The organism is Pseudoalteromonas amylolytica (assembly GCF_001854605.1).
Lineage (GTDB): Bacteria > Pseudomonadota > Gammaproteobacteria > Enterobacterales > Alteromonadaceae > Pseudoalteromonas > Pseudoalteromonas amylolytica.
On the sequence record NZ_MKJU01000024.1, the window covers coordinates 1 to 14,908 of the forward strand.

The following is a 14,908-nucleotide window of genomic DNA, read 5'->3' on the forward strand; positions in this document are numbered from 1 at the left end:
CCTGAGCTGAGCAGTTGAAAAAATACCCCGTGATTGTATTACGGGGTATAACTCCCAGCTAAACTATGGGCTTCAAGATGTGACCTGTTAAAAATATTAACATGGCCTTATTTTAATAGGGCTGCATAGCAGCTCATATTTTAAGGCTTATAGAATTGTGGGAATTTATATAAATACATGTTGTTTATTATAATGACGTGTTATATATTTTTACTGGTCATTATTTTTAACGGGTAAAATATGCAATCATTGCCTTTAAATGCTGTTTTCGAGTTTGACTATAAGTCCATGTCACTTAAACCTGTTGAACAGCTTGTCTGTATACGTATGTTTCAGTTTTTGCACTCTGGACAGTCTTTTTCTTTGAATGGGTTATCTGACGTGTGTAACTGTTCTCGTCAAACTGTTTACACCAGCGTTTCTAAGCTTGTTGATTTGGGTTTCTTTGAGTCTAAGCATTCAATCGGTAAGAAGTCCGTTTACAGCCTTGGTAGTCTTTTTCAGTTTGATGAACAGGTGATTGATGAGCCTTTGCTTGTTGATGAAAAGAATTGCTCTTCTCAGGCTGATAATGAACCTGATTTTAGTAGTATTAAAAGCTGTTTTTATGATTTACCTCACCCGGATGACTTTGATGATACTGATAGTAAGGTAATCCACGATGTTCCTGTTGATGCTCTGCTTTCAATGGGGGAAAACCCTATGGGGTATATTTCTAATCACTGTGCTCCTTCGAATTCGAAGAGGGCTAGTGCAAGGCGTAAAAGAAAGAAAAAGAAATGATTTTTGATTCCCATGCATGCGCTGCAACGCATACATGGGGCTTTACACACTAAACCATACTGGAGATTTAATATGTCTACTAACGATAACATTTCGGTACCAACAATCAATGTGGTATCAATGCCAGATAATTCAATCCATAAAAATTTTTCATGTGAAAATATTTTGATGAACGCTAATTCACATCATCAGCTATGCGTGGGCCTGTATGCAGTATTAACAGGTGGTGCAAGTTTTGAGGATGTTGAGCCTTTAATCAGTTTGATAATGGACCAATCTGAAGAGATAGCATGCAATTTGAGGATGAGGGTTCACTTAGACTCAGTGGCTAATTAAATTTATTTTCCGTGTAATTTCATAGCCCATAATTTACGTTATGTTAAATACGCTAAAACCCCGCACAATGACGGGTGTTCTTCTACGTTTTAATCAAAATACCATTCTAACTGTAAGGGGTTGTTCATTTCTAGATTTAAGAGGGATTAGAATTTTAAGATTCGATTGCTCTGAAGCCCCTATTAATTAAGGACTTCGAATATCCTAGCCTTAAAATTCATCAAAATCAAATTACGTTTGTTTTTAGACAAAACCAGCTCATTTTGACTCATTCTGCGATCATTCCTGCTCATTCGACGTTTAGAATTAGACCGAAATTCGCCGTTTTAAATTGAGTTTAAATAGCCTTTAAACGCACATTAAACACGGTTTAAATCTTTTGGATTGCTACCACACGATTAAAATCACCGTCTATTTGCACAGTGATGATCACACCGTTTAGTTCTAGCTTAACCACACTTGTATTGAACGATACATATGTACCAGCTTGCACAATATTTATTAGCTCGGTGGCTTTTTCATAACCTAATACATTTATAGCGCTCATCATTGCGTGGTGTTCTATGACGATTAACGTGCTTTTTGTTTTTGGTGACTTAGCTATGACTTTCTCGAATACATCGCTTTGCATATGGCCTAAAACAAACACGGTACCAGAATCTATTTTGCTTAGTGCTTGTTTAGCTGCAGCCGTTGCCAACTGCTTTTTAAAATAGCTTTCGCCTTGGTTTATGATCTCGTTGAAAATGGGTGTGGCTACTTCTCTTAAATTCTTATCTAAGCGCCCCAACATTTCCCCCGTTGATTTGTCGGCACCTAACCATGCTTTACCAGGGTTATAATTCCAGCCGAGATCGATGCCTGGCAACTTTTCTAACTCTTCGCCCGTTTCTGGGTCTGCCACTTTGAATGGTTTTAGTAATGGCTCGACTACGTGGTCAGGTGTAACCGTTATGCCCATACGCTCTATATCAGCATCGCTCAGACTGACTACTTTACAACGGCACATCCAGCCATTTGGCGGATAATGTGAGTCCCAAAACTTATGATCCAACGGTAGTAATATATAGTGCCACTTTTGGTGCTCTTTTCTTACTCGTTGATCACCTGCTGTCAAATACAGTAAATATGGCCTGCGGTGCTTTATACGTTCTTGCTGTTGCCAACGGCCCGCAGCACGGGCAGTATTCTTATTATTTTGGTAAATAACTTGAGTTCGCCAGCCTCGCTTACCATTGTACGACCAGCCATGTTTTGCGACTACTTCATCAAAACGTTTTCTAAAAGACGTGATCGTCTCGCCTTGTTCAATTGACGCTACCACTGACTTGTATAAGTCATCCAAAAGCTGTGTTTTGGTAGCACCTGCTACTGTAAACGCCCGAGCATGAATATGGCCCAGTAAATCTTTGTAGGACTCTGTAGGAATCTGGATTTTTTGTTTTAGATGTGAAACGGCCTCGTCAAACTTAATGATTCGGCCATACTGCGGAGAAACTGGCATAAGCGCCCTATTTTCTTAGTAACTTGTCGGTCTTTTCCTTTGAACCTTGGCTAGAGCCATAGAAAAAGTTAAACATACCACCTAAGGCAGTTGCTAAAATAAATCCTAAAGCGGTATCAGCAAAGCGTTCAGACCCTTCTGGTATCTTAAGAAATGTTACAGCTGCTACATATAAAGAAGCCGCTATGGCCCAAAACCATGAAAATCGATAAATAAAGCGTTTAGACTCTAAGTCATCTTGCTTTAACGCTTCTTTTTGCATGTCCCTCGCGCTTTGAAGGTTTTGTAGTGCTATTTTCTCTAATAGTTCTTCTTTATTGAGCACTGCGGTTCTAAATTGATGTTGTAACTCTGGGTTTTGGCTCACTCTATCAACGGCTTTGCTTGGGTCACTTTCTCCTGTAAGTGTTTGTGCCATATCTACTACTCTTGAAGCTACTTCAGCGCCATTATCACCACCTATCCATTTTCCTATTTTTTTGTCTAGGCCCGTCAGCTTTGCCAAACCGAGTGCAATTGTTACTGGTTCCATACTTTTCACCTCACAGCTTGGCTATATCGAGTGAAACGGCGCTGTCGTTGCCGTGTTCATCTTGTTTGTAAAAGCGAATGAAGCGCACACTATCTATTACGTTTATTGATTCAGCCAATATGTCCATAGCTCGTTGCCATTTGCCCGTTTCATCAACAATCTCCAGACGGCGTAGGCCTAAAATACGCTGCGGATTAACCTTGCCTTGTTTGTCAGTAGAAAATGCTTTTTTGACGACAGCTTTAATGTTTTTATTACTACCTTCAGACCATTCATCTAGGCACTGGAATATGAGTTCTGTTGCTAGCTTCTCCTCAGGGCCTAGTTCGATACGCTCTTGAGATTGTATGCTTACAGCAAGCTTATTATCGAAACTGCGCAGCGTGACATTACCTTTCTTTCCTCCCATATTAACGTTGTACTCTTGGGCCAGTAGCTCCATAAAATTGTCAGCCTCTTCCATTTGCTGGCGTTTGAACTCAGCCAATGCCATTTGCTGTTTTTCAGCCAACGCTACGGCTTGCGTAACAAAATCATTTTTAATTAAGTCGGCTGGTTTGATGTTTGCTATGGCAACTAGATTGCCTTTGCCGTCTTTCATGTAACCGTCAGGTATATCAGTCATTGTTTATCTCCGCAGTGTTGGCTTCGTTCATCCCTTGCAAAAACTCAAGCTCAAATGCTTTGCTTGCCACATCGGCCAGCGCGCTTGAGCTGATATTTGGGAATTCAGAAAGGATTTTTTGTTTTAGTTCATCGAGCGACTCAGAGCCTTTTGCAAACTCAAAAATTTTGGTAATTTCTGTGTGTGTAGCTTGGTCAAATTCGTCGAAGTGGGTCACATCAGTGTGGTTGTTGTCCGTAGCTGCAAAGTCCTGTTTTGCAGCGGTGGCAATTCCAGCGCCGTCGTCTTTTATTTCCAGTAATTTTTGGCCGTCTTGAGGCTTTGGAACACCCAGTGTTTTATAGGCATAGTCTTCGGTGACAGGTATTATTTTCGCGCTTTCACGAACGTAGCTTACGGTGTCTAAATTAATGTCTTTTTTGTCACGCCAAATGTATTTGGGCGGCTCACCACCTTCAAAATTAACTTGGTGAATGGTTTCTAATATTTGGTTTCGGTAACTTGAAACAAGCGCCCTATCTGCACGTTGGTTTTCACCTGCGCGTTTAGCGTGGGTTTCGCTTGCAGCGCGTGCACCCCCCGATTTTTGCTCAGTCGCCAATGTTTGAGAGGTAATAGCCTTACTCATTTCAGCGTTACACAGGTCTATGAGTTGCTTTTGTACTGGCTCGCCGCTCAGTTTGCTTTCAATGATCTCAATTGACGAGTCATCAGGAATTACTGCTATTCCATCAGTGATTAGCTTGGCTAACCCTTCAATTAGTTCATTAACTTGATCATCTGTTTGGCCTATTGGGTGTTTTCCAACAGGGAACGGAACACCAAAACGCTCACAGAGCTGGACAAAAAACTTGAATCCGCCATGCTTAAACATCCACGGCCAGAAGCAGCTACTCAGCAGTGCAATACCGTATGGGTTATCGGCCTCTGGCATATGCCTAACGCAGGACCAACGCTGATCTAATAATGGTTCACCTTGTGGGTTTTCTTTAGTGCGTAATAACAGTTCGTGATCAGGAGTAAATACAAACCGTCGTGATGGCCACATTTCAATTTTGCTGGGTAGCCAACTGTTGTCCGACTTTTCAAATGCGCCTAGGTGAGTAACCGAGAACCCGCGTAAAATTGCGCTGTAATTGTGCCAATCAATATCCATCCATTCGGTATTAATTGCGGGTTTGCTAGCCATGAGTGACTTGGCGAGTTCATAGCTTTTTTTACTCGCAGCGTCATCGCCACCTGGTACCAACTCGGCATTGAATGCGAACATGCCTGAACGTAGTGAACGTAGCTCACCAATCATATGAGCATCGCGGGCAATTTCGTCGTACACCATGGCTGACTTACCTGCTTTTCGCAGTATTTGGTCGGGGTTTGGTAGCTCGCGCATCATCGCCCATGTATTTGGGTCGCTTTGGTTCATGTTGAACATCTTTTGTAATGCTCGATAACCCTTATAGCTTAAATGCGGTTTAGACATGGTAGCCCCCTATTGATTTAGTTACTTTTCTACTGCGTACTTTGGGCATACCGCCAGCGCCTGTACTGGCAATCATCCATAGAATTGTGAGCGCACTGCTCAAGTCGTAGTGGTGGGTAGTTTGTTTGTCGGGCCAGTTTTCTAACTCATCAATGATGAGTGGGCATCTTGAGCTAAACGCTATTTGTGCTGGTGAATTGGTAACGTATGGCTCTAAACCTTCAATGCGTTCTTCTTGGCTAACAGTTGCAGTGACACCACGCAAAGGTAATGCAATTCCCTGATCAAGCCCACGTTTAATGTAGTCTGTGCGCATGTACTCAAAGGCATTGTTGTTTTCAAACCCCCATAAAATACAGTTGTATTCTTTCTGTGCTCTTATTAGATCGTTTAGCAGTTTACTTGCACCGCGTACCTTTCGGCTTTCGTACTCAATGTGTAGTTTGCCCAGCTCTTTACTAAATAGGCCGACTAACAAAGCACTGGGGTCCGCCCCCGCTGATTTCCCCATGCTTGGGTCACACGCACCGTAAGGTATCCATGTGTTTAAGCGGTCTACCCAAAACTCAAATTGAAAGAATATTTGCTCTTCATCGCTTTTGGCTATGCCCTGCATTTCGCGGTTAAACTCGCGTTTATTTGCAGCCCACATACACATTAAATCGTAGAGTGAACGTACGCTTGGCCAGCTCGTTTTAGCCCCTTTACTCATTTGCTTTTTATTCTTAAGCCAAAATTTAAAGCTTGGCTTGTCTTGTGTGGCAACCGCGTTACCTTTTGCGGCTTCGCGCTTTTCGTACTCTTTATCTTTGTGTAGCATCAGCTCGCGGCATTGCTCCCATAAATCCATGCGTTCAGGAAATTGAGAGATTGCTTTGAACTTGTGAACGATATGCCCTGGTGCACTCTCAGCACGTGATATAGGGTCGTCGTTGTTGAGTACGGTGTTTACACCTAGGAATTTAACTGAGCCGTCAGGTGGGCCAAGGTATTGCACACCAGCCTCTAAAAATCGCCAGCGGTTTTCTCGCTCTGTGGCCGATTTTGCCTCTTTATCGGTAATAATGTCGTCAGACAAAATAAGTTTAGGGCGACTCGCATTGTGGAATGCACCACGTACTGCTTGGTCAGCTCCGCGCGCTTCAAAACGCACACCTTGAGCTGTAACAAACTCGCCAATTTTCCATACGCTTGTTGATATGCACACTTCAGGGAAGTCTAGCGCAAGGTTGTTGTTATTAAGCAATTCAGTTTTGACTACTTCCAGCGTTTTTGCTGGCATTTTTGTCTCAGCGCCAAATAATATGGCGTAGTCAATAAAAATAGCTGGGCGCTCTAACCCAAGCGCATTGCAGACATCCTCATCTTGTAGTAATGCCAATATAGCAACGTAGATGGGGGAAATTTTTACCGCCAGTGTACTTTTTGCCTCTCCACGAGGGGCTGCAAACCAATTTTTCCAACCGTTTGGTAGCACAATAGCGTTAGGAAACCATTTATTAAAATAGTCTTGAAACTCACTTGCCTCTTGCCCTTCATCAAGCCACATGTGGTGCGGAAAGTAGGTATAAACAAAAAACTCAAAGTCACCGCCAAGCACGCGTTTTCGGCGCTCTAAAATAGCGGCAGGGCTTGGGTCGATGTTGCGCTCTTTGGCTTCAATATCGCGGCGTAGTGTGCCTGCAATGTCTTCGAGTTCTCGCAAAAACTCTTTGGAGTTCATATCTGCCATTAGTCGTCTAGCTCTTTGTCTAAACGTGGGCCAAATGCGTGTAGGATTTGCACTAGCGCTTCTGCAAATTCAGGGTGATGAGACGATACAAACTGAGCGAGCTTTTTAATTACCTCGGCTGCAATAGCGCGCTTTTCTAAGCGTTTGTTACCACCGCTATTTTTCATCACCTTATACATCATGTCATTTAATGAGTTGAGTGCTTTTAGGCGCTGCTCTAACGTCAGTTCGTCGCTTTGTTGCTTGAGTAGATTGAACGTTTCATTTATTTGGATGGTAAATTCTTCGATGAAATCTTGCGTAAATTCCCCTGCTGGCCCTACAGATTTGCGCGCTGCAGCACGGGCTAAATCCCAATCGTCACCGTCGGCTTTGGCCTCTGCTTTCCAACGTCGTGCAGTGCCATCAGCCACACTATGTTTTATCGCTGCAACAGATAACGCCAATAGCTCGTTTACATAGCTATGGCGTACGGCGTTTTTAATATCTAAACTGTGGGCCATGTTATCCCCCAGTTTTAATTTTTAGAATTTCGACAGCAATTGCGACAGCTAGACTTGTTGCACCGCCTATTCCAGCCATTTTAATTCGATTTTTAGTGACTTGTGTTTCTACCTTTTCAACGCGTTGTTCTATACCATCGACCCGTTTAGTGAGGTCATTTTTAATTGTTGTCACTTCTTTTAAAATCGCGGTTTGTGTTGCTTGAATTTGGCCTATTGATTGGAACAACAAATTCTCTTGCTCAGGACTCATAGCTGCCACTCCCCTGTTGCCATTTGGTCGGCCAGTTCGTCAGCGCGGCTACCTACCTGCACGGCCCAGCGAGAGTTGAGCATTTCTATTGCTGCGGTTTCCCATTGGCCTGCCTGAACGGCTGCAATGGTATTTTTGAATTTCAGTAGGCCAGAGATGCCGAGGTTAAACGCCATGTTTACTAATACGGCTTTTCGGGCAGGGTTACACTTTGATGTGTTGATGTTGCTTTCTACTTGCTCTGTAAAATACTTTAAGTCATTACGTAGTAAATACAGTGCTTCGTCTTCTGTTATGCCTCTGTCTTCTAAGTTTCGACCATAACCTATGGTTTGCTTACCCTGTGTACAGAGGTAGGCATTGGGCATAAACCCCTCATGGCGTTTTAGTTGTTGTAGTTGTTTTTCCATGGTTCACCTGCGCAGATTGCTTTAGTTTGTTTTTGATACGAACAAAACATTCAGGCACAGGTTTAGGGGGCTTTGCAGCTCGTTGTTTGGCTAACAGCGCTTTTACGGCGTTGCGCAAAAGCTGTAAATACCGCGGCTCGCATAACGCAGCAATCGCTTGTTTTTCTTCTCGCGTTTTTGCAGCAACAATACGCTGAGCCAATTCCCACACAGGCAATGATTTTGCTTTGCTCATGGGGCAATAATGGCTATTTTTTTAAGGCAGTGGGATATGTAAACTAATTTGCAAAGGTGGGATTGAGGCGACTAAATTAGGCTAAATTAAAAACGGCTAGTATGCAATACCAGCCGTTTAAATTGGGTTTAAACATGGTTTAAACTTCAAATTCTTCATCACAATGTTGGCAAGTTACATATCCAGCCTTGTACTCATCTTCATACACTGACGAATCTTCGTCACAATGAGGGCAACGTGCTTCTACATCGAATTTGGTCACTTCTGCTTTGTCTGTCATAAATTTTCCAACCCTAACTCTAAGCGAGGTAAGTTTGCATAAAGCTCGTCAGCTTCTGTAACAATGCCTCTCAACTCATAATGGTTCACCTTATTACCAGATTCATCTTCATATTTTTCAGCCACAAGCCGAGCTATATCATGCTCGTCAATTTCTACTACACCATGCAGTTCGTTGGTAGCAATTCGTGCATCTTTCCAAAGCAGCACTACAAATGTATTCATACTATTTCTCTCTTAGCCTCTTCTAACTCTTGTTCTAGGTCAAACAAGGGTAAGCCGAGGCGTTTTCGTTGTTTAATGTGGTTGTTTAAAATTTTTAAACCCGTTTTAAACATCCATGATTTGGGTGTGTTACCACCGCTTAGTTGCAAAGCGGTAAGTAACACAAAGTTATCACCCCGCATCGCGCGGCATATCAGGTGGTATAGACAGCCCTCCGTTACGTCCTGGGCAGTCGTTTATAGCACTTACTTGGTCGGCATTTTGGGCTGTTGCACCCATCACATAGCCCAGCGCAACCAAGCAAACATAAATCAATTGTTTTACCGCTAATTTCATAATTTAAACTCCAATTGGTGCTCTTTGTATTCGCCCTGCTCTTTGAGTATTTTCGTGATCCACTGGCGGGTGATTTTAAAGCGCCTCACTAGCTCTTGGATTGTTGTGCCATTGGCTACTTCAGCCACTATTGTTTGGTCGCGAACTTGCACCAGTACTTTGTGAAGCATCGGTATTTGATACTGTTGCTCGGCGTAGCGTTCAAGCGCGATGCACATATCTAACCCAAACGCTTTTACAAACGCACATTCGGGTGTTGGGTGTTTGGGAATGTAAAACATTTGCCCCTGCTGCTCGGTTAAAACCGCAATAGCTCGTTCTACCCCCATCACTTTTACAAACTCGCGAATACCTGCAGGTAGTGCACGTAAATCAATTTGTGGTTCAGTCATCATCGAGAAGCCCATCCAAACTATATGCTTTATCAATTGCTCGTCTGTCTAGCTCATCTTCAAGCTGCCACCGCTTACGGCAACGCTTAACATCCTTTGCACTAGGTGGGCGTGAACCCACGTTCTCAGTGTATGGCACACGATTAGGGTTTATCGCAAACTTATTAAACTCGTTGATTGTGCACATCGGTCTGCCCTCTCTCTAACCAGTTTTTGAGAATTTCAATTAACCTTTGCCAGTGTTTTTTGGCGTTATACAACGATTGGCCATTGGTGTATTTTGCGCAAAACGTTTCGCAGGCTTGTTTGCTGTCAACATCGACTAGTCCTTTTCTAGCCAGTAAGCCCCAAAGGCGATAAATGTGCCTTAGCGCTTCTGGTAGTTTGGCTTTTGCTTTTGGCTTGTTAACGTTCATTCCACGATAGCGGCTGAGCAACTTCTTCTGCTCATCAATCGTCAGTTTTGTACAGGTAGAAACGCGGTAGCGACTTACCTCTAATACGTTTTGGCGGTGTGCATCGTCACTTATATTCGCGTGGCGCTGAGTAGCTTTGATTTGTTGAATGAGGTTCATGCTATGCCACCTCTTCAATTGAAAAGTCAGGTAGCAGGCAGAATTTGGAGATTTTTACATCCCACCCCTGCCAGTCTGATTTGTACAATATCGCTATATCCGAATAACGATTGGTAAATTCGTTGGTAAAACTTACCGACGAATTTACCTTCTCAAGTTGTTTGCATTCGTATAACTTAGCACCAAGCAAAATTGCATACGCGGCTTTTGTATTGCCGTTAACGCTGTCTAGGATTACTCCGTTTGGGTCGTATTTACCTAATACACTGAGTATTCTTGTGTTGTTTATGTTGTTGCTAACTACAAACTTAGCGCTGAAAAATCCTTCGTTAATTTCTATTGAATATGGCATGTTGTGTATTCCTGTTAATTAGCCTTGTTGCAGCAAGGCTTTTATTTACTTAAGGGTTAAAATGGATTTCAATAAAATTGCTAAACTATGCGGTACTTTAAAAACAGCGCTTGTAACCGCGTTACCTGCCTCGCACACCAATGCGCTACGCAAAATAATCGGCGAAATGTCGACAAATGAATTTGTTCAACTGGAGCACGAATACAACCAGCAGTCTGAGGCGTTGCTAAAAGCGCTTCTACTAGCTGAGTACGAGTGCGGGTTAAGTTCTCAAGCCTTTTCATCCGCCGTGTCATGTTTAGTTCCAGACGTTGAGGATCAAACGACTTTGCTTGTGTACTACTATGTTGTGAGTCAACTGTGTGAGGCTGAGCGGGTTTATCAGAACCTTGCAGAAGAGCCTGATATCTTGAATCCTCAAATGTTTTATCTTGATCGCATCCAAGGTGCTTCCCGCTTGTGTCAGGGCGTGCTGCCAGATGATTTAATTGAATGGCCGTTTTCGGGGGAAGCTCCGTACCGTGTTGGCCAACTTGTGCGTCGAGTTGTTCATTAGTCATGTTCAGATCCTCAAATAGTTGGTTTGTTTAAAATCGCTGAGAAGATTGAATTAACCATGAGGCGGTCAACCTTCTTGTTCGGGTTTTTGCGAATGTGGGTAAGCAAGTGTGGTAGTAGGTTTTCGACCAACATACGAGCATTGCCCTCTACGCGTTTGTGTAACCATTGCCACCATTTTTCGTTGTCTTCAGCCACTTGAATGGTGTTTTGGGTAAGCTCAAAAAATAGGGTTTTGATGTCTGTAACGGGTAGTTCACCAACAGGGCTTGGCCAAAAACAAACGCGGCTTGAAATCAGCTCGTAACGTTCCTCGCTTTGTAGCTTGTCAATCAGTTTGATATTGCCGACCAGCACCACACCAACGCGGGCTTGGTCTGAAATGGTGCGTAATGGGTCTAACGCGTTTGGGCGGCATTTGTCGGCCTCATCTAGAATGATCAAACGTTCTGAGTCTTTTAACGCATTGATGATTTTTTGTAGGCGCTTGTAGTTAGAGGCTTTACCAATACCCAGCTGAATGGCTAAGCTTTCTAGCACCTGTGTTGAAGCGGTTTCTTCACTGCCGTAAATAAGCAGTGCATCGTCGTGATCATCACAATAGCGCTCAATACCCTTGGTTTTACCCAACCCCGCTTGGCCTGCAAACACTGCAATCCGGCGGCGGTCACGCGCTTGCTCACACGCCATTTTAATTAAGTTGGGTACACTGGTGTGTACAAACGGCACTTCACCGTAACGTATACGTATTGGTTTAATGTCAGAGACTTGTTTAGGCTCTTCGGTTTTTTCATCTAGCCCAGCTGGCTCCAGCATGGCCCATACTTCGTGCAAATATTTACTTGGGTTGGCCGCATATTTGCCGTTTAACAGCTGGCTTACCATGCCAGTTGTTTTACGGAGTCGTGATGCAATTGAGCTACTTGTAACCCCTTGACCTCTAAACTCTTTATCTTGCATACGCTTTTTAATGCGTGCCAACACCAGTTTGTCATCTTCTGAATATGTATTGCTGATAGCTGAGTCAGTACCAAAGTTTTCAGCGTCAAAGTCGGCAAAAAAGTGCTCCCAAAGTTTGTCTAAAACCTTTTTTGGGTTGATGGGGCTTTCGCCATTTAGAATGGTGTTGACTTGATCTAATGGCCAGCCAAGGCAATATTCCGTTGGGTTTATGTCAAACAACTCAATCTCGGCATTTAAAATGGCTACTTGCTTTTGCTGTAGCTCGCTGTAGTGCTGTGTAAATTTCATTTATTCGTCCTCCAAAACAAATACTGGCTCTTGTTGGTATTCGTCTAAGTTCACTGAAAAGTCGTTAATATCTAGGTCGTAGGTTTGCGGTTGTTTTTGCGTAAGCGCGTTGGTGTCAGCAGCTAGTTGCTCCACTGCTTCAACGTCTACAATGCGAGACTCAGCCGCTTGTGCTTCAATTTCGCGTTGGTGTTTAGCCAAGCGTTTAAGGCGGTTTTGGGTGCGCTCTTGTATGCGCTGCTCAATGCGCGACTCTGGAATGGCTGATACTTTGGTTTTAAGCCGTGCAGTTAACAGATACTCGCCTGTTAGTTCATAGAGTTTTATGGTTTTATCGCTTTTCATGCTGTAACCAGCAAGCAGCTGCTGACCATTGAACTGGTGTAAAAAGTCTGCTGAGTAAGTTCGTTTGTCGTGTACTACTTGGCCTCTGCGAACGTTTACTCTGGCTTTGGTTAGGTAATCAAACTCTAGTGATATGGGTTTATCTTGAACTAAGTTCTCATCCCACACTTGGTTGCGGGTTTTGCCCTTTTCCTCGGGGTGCTCTGAGTTGTGGTAGTCTTCTAAAAATGCTTCAAATTCTTCTATCCATTCTGCAAGGGTTGGTAACTGGCGCTTGCCTTGTTTTGCCTCCTTTAACACTAACTGCTTAAAACGTTCGTCGTGGCCACGGCCACAAAAGCTGTCAAAACGCTTACCTACATGCTCTTCCATGTGTTTAAAAAATCGCTCTATCCACTTAGCACGTGCATTACCAGGTATGGCAAAAATAGGCTCTATATCGAGCTGGGAGTACACACCACAACACTCGTCTGTCATCATATTGGCTTTATAGCCAGAGCCGTTATCAACATAAAACATAGCGGGGCTGTGGTTGAGCGTTTTAAGTGAATCCGTCAGTGCGCGTAACGTAGCCAGTGAGTTTTCTGCCTCGCTTAAATCCCAGCCAACTATTTTTCGGCTGCGTACATCTTGAATTGCTGTTAGCTCATATCTGAATGCATGACCGCTAACATGGTGCGCTAAATACACATCAATACAATGGCCATCGGCGTTATACAAAAAGCCTGCGGGTATGTTTTCAGTGGTGCGCAGCTTAAAGTCTTTGTGTTTTTCACGGTATAGCTTTGCGCCCATGCGGTAAGGGCTTTGTGGGCCAAGTTCGTGCGGCATCGTTTTTATAAAGCGGCGTACTTGAAAGTCTTGCGCGTCAAACCCTTCTTCGCGTAAATCTTTAGCTACCAATGCAAACGACGGTGAATTTGGTGTGTGATATAACGCTAATGCTCGTGCTGCCCAAACAGGTGCTTGTGCTACACGGCCTTTATGATTGGGTAGCAACCCCTCAATACCCTGCTTTTTATAACTGTTACACCAGTTATACGCTGTAGCACGAGATGGAAACTTACCGATAGTGGTTATGGCTTGGCTTAATGCTGGCGAAATTGCTCCCGTATCATGCATTTTTTGAAGTTGCGCCAGTGCAACGTCTATTGAACCACTACTTGTTAATAGCTGTTTTACAATAGTGGCGCGTAAGTTGGCAATTTTACGGGCCTTTTCCCCCGCGCTTTGCCATTGGGTTTTTTGTTCAATAACAGTGAGGTTATTAAACTTAATAACGGCTGGGTGCATTATTTATCCCCCTTGTTTAAATCGAGTTTAAAGCTCTCTAAAAGGCGCTCGCGTTCAGTATCAACGTACTGCCATTCGGCATCGTCAAACTGAGGCAGGTTGTCGATACCCTGCACATGGTTGCCAAATTCCATATGTATTTGGCTGAGCATGGTGCCAATTTGCGTGTAAATGCTGGCGTAGGCGTGGTGGACTACTTGGGCTGCGCTAATGCGGTCTGTTAGATCAAGTGATCGCAACTCGCATAGTTGCCTAACGCCTGCTTGGGCCTGTTGAAGTGCTTCGTTTAAGAGTTCGGTGTGTACAACCGCGTCTTTGCGTATCTCGCTAATAAAAATTGGCAAGTCAAAACGCGTTGTAGGTGCCTTGCGTAAGCGCTCGTTTTCAAGCTCGTTGATTGTTTGAGCGAGTGTGTCTTCGAGTTCAGTCTTTTTATCGATAAGCTCGGCTACTTGCTTTTTAATCGCTGTGCCGGATGTTTCTGCTAGTACTTCGTAGTCTTCATCATCCAACTCCTTAAGCGTCTCAATAGGTACTTTGGTTAGTTCGCTGAGTTGATGTTGATTCATATTCAAAACGGACAATTTGTCCGTTTTGCTCTTAGGTAAAGAGAGCAACATTTTTGCAATTGCAATTGAGCGCCGAGCAAGTCGCTCATGTATTCCTTTTTCATTTAGTAGCGTTGTATATTCACCATGTTTGGTAACAGACTTTAGCCAAAGCAAATGCATTCCCATTTTTGCAGCATCACAAAACTGTCTATTTGCCAGAGCAACGACTTTGTTCATACAATCTTCAACGGACTCAGGCAGTTCAACGTGTAATGAACTACCAAGTTGAGAAAATTGATGCATGATCTCATCGGCGGACTCATCACCAACCATGGCAACTAACTCTTTACTCATAGCA

General features: G+C 43.4%; 22 protein-coding genes. 3 read left to right on the forward strand and 19 right to left on the reverse strand.

The genetic code is table 11. The features are described 5' to 3' along the window. Positions 1-240 precede the first annotated feature (240 nt). Together BET10_RS06145 and BET10_RS06150 are read left to right on the forward strand one after the other, a co-directional pair. Complete coding sequence (locus BET10_RS06145) at positions 241-783, forward strand: helix-turn-helix domain-containing protein (protein WP_070984069.1); 543 nt, start codon at positions 241-243, stop codon at positions 781-783. Between the two features lie 72 nt (positions 784-855). Then, complete coding sequence (locus tag BET10_RS06150; protein ID WP_139158741.1) at positions 856-1,119, forward strand: hypothetical protein; 264 nt, start codon at positions 856-858, stop codon at positions 1,117-1,119. Positions 1,120-1,489: 370 nt separating this feature from the next. Here the strand turns inward: BET10_RS06150 and BET10_RS06155 are convergent, their stop codons facing one another. From BET10_RS06155 to BET10_RS06225, 16 genes are all read right to left on the reverse strand, one after another. Further along, positions 1,490-2,623 (reverse strand): phage head morphogenesis protein, encoded by a 1,134-nt coding sequence (locus tag BET10_RS06155; RefSeq protein ID WP_070984071.1) that lies wholly within the window; start codon positions 2,621-2,623, stop codon positions 1,490-1,492. A 7-nt stretch (positions 2,624-2,630) separates the two neighbouring features. Beyond that, entirely contained in the window at positions 2,631-3,155 is a 525-nt protein-coding gene (locus BET10_RS06160) for a hypothetical protein (RefSeq protein WP_070984072.1), read from the reverse strand. A gap of 10 nt (positions 3,156-3,165) precedes the next feature. Beyond that, positions 3,166-3,780: a DUF3164 family protein gene (locus BET10_RS06165; RefSeq protein ID WP_070984073.1), complete on the reverse strand. Its 615-nt coding sequence runs from the start codon at positions 3,778-3,780 to the stop codon at positions 3,166-3,168. After that, positions 3,773-5,260, reverse strand: coding sequence for a phage portal protein family protein (locus BET10_RS06170; protein ID WP_070984074.1), 1,488 nt, complete (start codon positions 5,258-5,260; stop codon positions 3,773-3,775). The genes BET10_RS06165 and BET10_RS06170 overlap by 8 nt, the downstream gene beginning before the upstream one ends. Beyond that, positions 5,253-6,992 (reverse strand): hypothetical protein, encoded by a 1,740-nt coding sequence (locus BET10_RS06175; RefSeq protein ID WP_070984075.1) that lies wholly within the window; start codon positions 6,990-6,992, stop codon positions 5,253-5,255. Before BET10_RS06175 ends, BET10_RS06170 begins: the two co-directional genes overlap by 8 nt. After that, positions 6,992-7,495, reverse strand: a complete 504-nt coding sequence (locus BET10_RS06180; RefSeq protein ID WP_070984076.1) for a DUF1804 family protein — start codon at positions 7,493-7,495, stop codon at positions 6,992-6,994. Before BET10_RS06180 ends, BET10_RS06175 begins: the two co-directional genes overlap by 1 nt. A 1-nt stretch (position 7,496) precedes the next feature. Next, positions 7,497-7,748, reverse strand: coding sequence for a hypothetical protein (locus tag BET10_RS06185; protein ID WP_070984077.1), 252 nt, complete (start codon positions 7,746-7,748; stop codon positions 7,497-7,499). Continuing rightward, positions 7,745-8,158, reverse strand: a complete 414-nt coding sequence (locus tag BET10_RS06190; protein ID WP_070984078.1) for a glycoside hydrolase family protein — start codon at positions 8,156-8,158, stop codon at positions 7,745-7,747. The genes BET10_RS06185 and BET10_RS06190 overlap by 4 nt, the downstream gene beginning before the upstream one ends. Beyond that, positions 8,124-8,393: a hypothetical protein gene (locus tag BET10_RS06195; protein ID WP_070984079.1), complete on the reverse strand. Its 270-nt coding sequence runs from the start codon at positions 8,391-8,393 to the stop codon at positions 8,124-8,126. Before BET10_RS06195 ends, BET10_RS06190 begins: the two co-directional genes overlap by 35 nt. Positions 8,394-8,532: 139 nt before the next feature. Then, complete coding sequence (locus tag BET10_RS21435; RefSeq protein WP_170829116.1) at positions 8,533-8,673, reverse strand: hypothetical protein; 141 nt, start codon at positions 8,671-8,673, stop codon at positions 8,533-8,535. Then, the gene (locus BET10_RS06200) at positions 8,670-8,897 is read right to left on the reverse strand and encodes a hypothetical protein (protein ID WP_070984080.1); all 228 of its coding nucleotides are present in this window, start codon (positions 8,895-8,897) and stop codon (positions 8,670-8,672) included. Before BET10_RS06200 ends, BET10_RS21435 begins: the two co-directional genes overlap by 4 nt. 171 nt (positions 8,898-9,068) lie before the next feature. After that, positions 9,069-9,233 carry a hypothetical protein gene (locus BET10_RS21440; protein ID WP_170829117.1) on the reverse strand — a complete coding sequence of 55 codons (165 nt, stop codon included), beginning with the start codon at positions 9,231-9,233 and terminating at the stop codon, positions 9,069-9,071. After that, positions 9,230-9,628, reverse strand: a complete 399-nt coding sequence (locus BET10_RS06210) for a Mor transcription activator family protein (RefSeq protein ID WP_240503656.1) — start codon at positions 9,626-9,628, stop codon at positions 9,230-9,232. Before BET10_RS06210 ends, BET10_RS21440 begins: the two co-directional genes overlap by 4 nt. Further along, positions 9,618-9,812 (reverse strand): hypothetical protein, encoded by a 195-nt coding sequence (locus tag BET10_RS06215; protein WP_070984082.1) that lies wholly within the window; start codon positions 9,810-9,812, stop codon positions 9,618-9,620. Before BET10_RS06215 ends, BET10_RS06210 begins: the two co-directional genes overlap by 11 nt. Then, the gene (locus tag BET10_RS06220) at positions 9,790-10,200 is read right to left on the reverse strand and encodes a phage protein GemA/Gp16 family protein (protein WP_070984083.1); all 411 of its coding nucleotides are present in this window, start codon (positions 10,198-10,200) and stop codon (positions 9,790-9,792) included. Before BET10_RS06220 ends, BET10_RS06215 begins: the two co-directional genes overlap by 23 nt. Position 10,201: 1 nt before the next feature. Further along, positions 10,202-10,552, reverse strand: coding sequence for a hypothetical protein (locus tag BET10_RS06225; RefSeq protein WP_070984084.1), 351 nt, complete (start codon positions 10,550-10,552; stop codon positions 10,202-10,204). 61 nt (positions 10,553-10,613) lie between these two features. On the opposite strand from BET10_RS06225, the gene BET10_RS06230 reads away from it, so the two are divergent. Next, positions 10,614-11,108 carry a hypothetical protein gene (locus BET10_RS06230; protein WP_070984085.1) on the forward strand — a complete coding sequence of 165 codons (495 nt, stop codon included), beginning with the start codon at positions 10,614-10,616 and terminating at the stop codon, positions 11,106-11,108. A 14-nt stretch (positions 11,109-11,122) separates the two neighbouring features. On the opposite strand, the gene BET10_RS06235 is transcribed toward BET10_RS06230, so the two are convergent. The 3 genes from BET10_RS06235 to BET10_RS06245 are packed head-to-tail and all read right to left on the reverse strand — an operon-like array spanning position 11,123 to position 14,904. Next, entirely contained in the window at positions 11,123-12,361 is a 1,239-nt protein-coding gene (locus BET10_RS06235) for an AAA family ATPase (RefSeq protein ID WP_070984086.1), read from the reverse strand. Then, a complete protein-coding gene (locus tag BET10_RS06240; protein WP_070984087.1) occupies positions 12,362-13,999 on the reverse strand; it encodes a Mu transposase C-terminal domain-containing protein in 1,638 nt (545 codons plus the stop codon). Further along, complete coding sequence (locus tag BET10_RS06245) at positions 13,999-14,904, reverse strand: hypothetical protein (protein WP_070984088.1); 906 nt, start codon at positions 14,902-14,904, stop codon at positions 13,999-14,001. The genes BET10_RS06240 and BET10_RS06245 overlap by 1 nt, the downstream gene beginning before the upstream one ends. Positions 14,905-14,908: the final 4 nt, after the last annotated feature.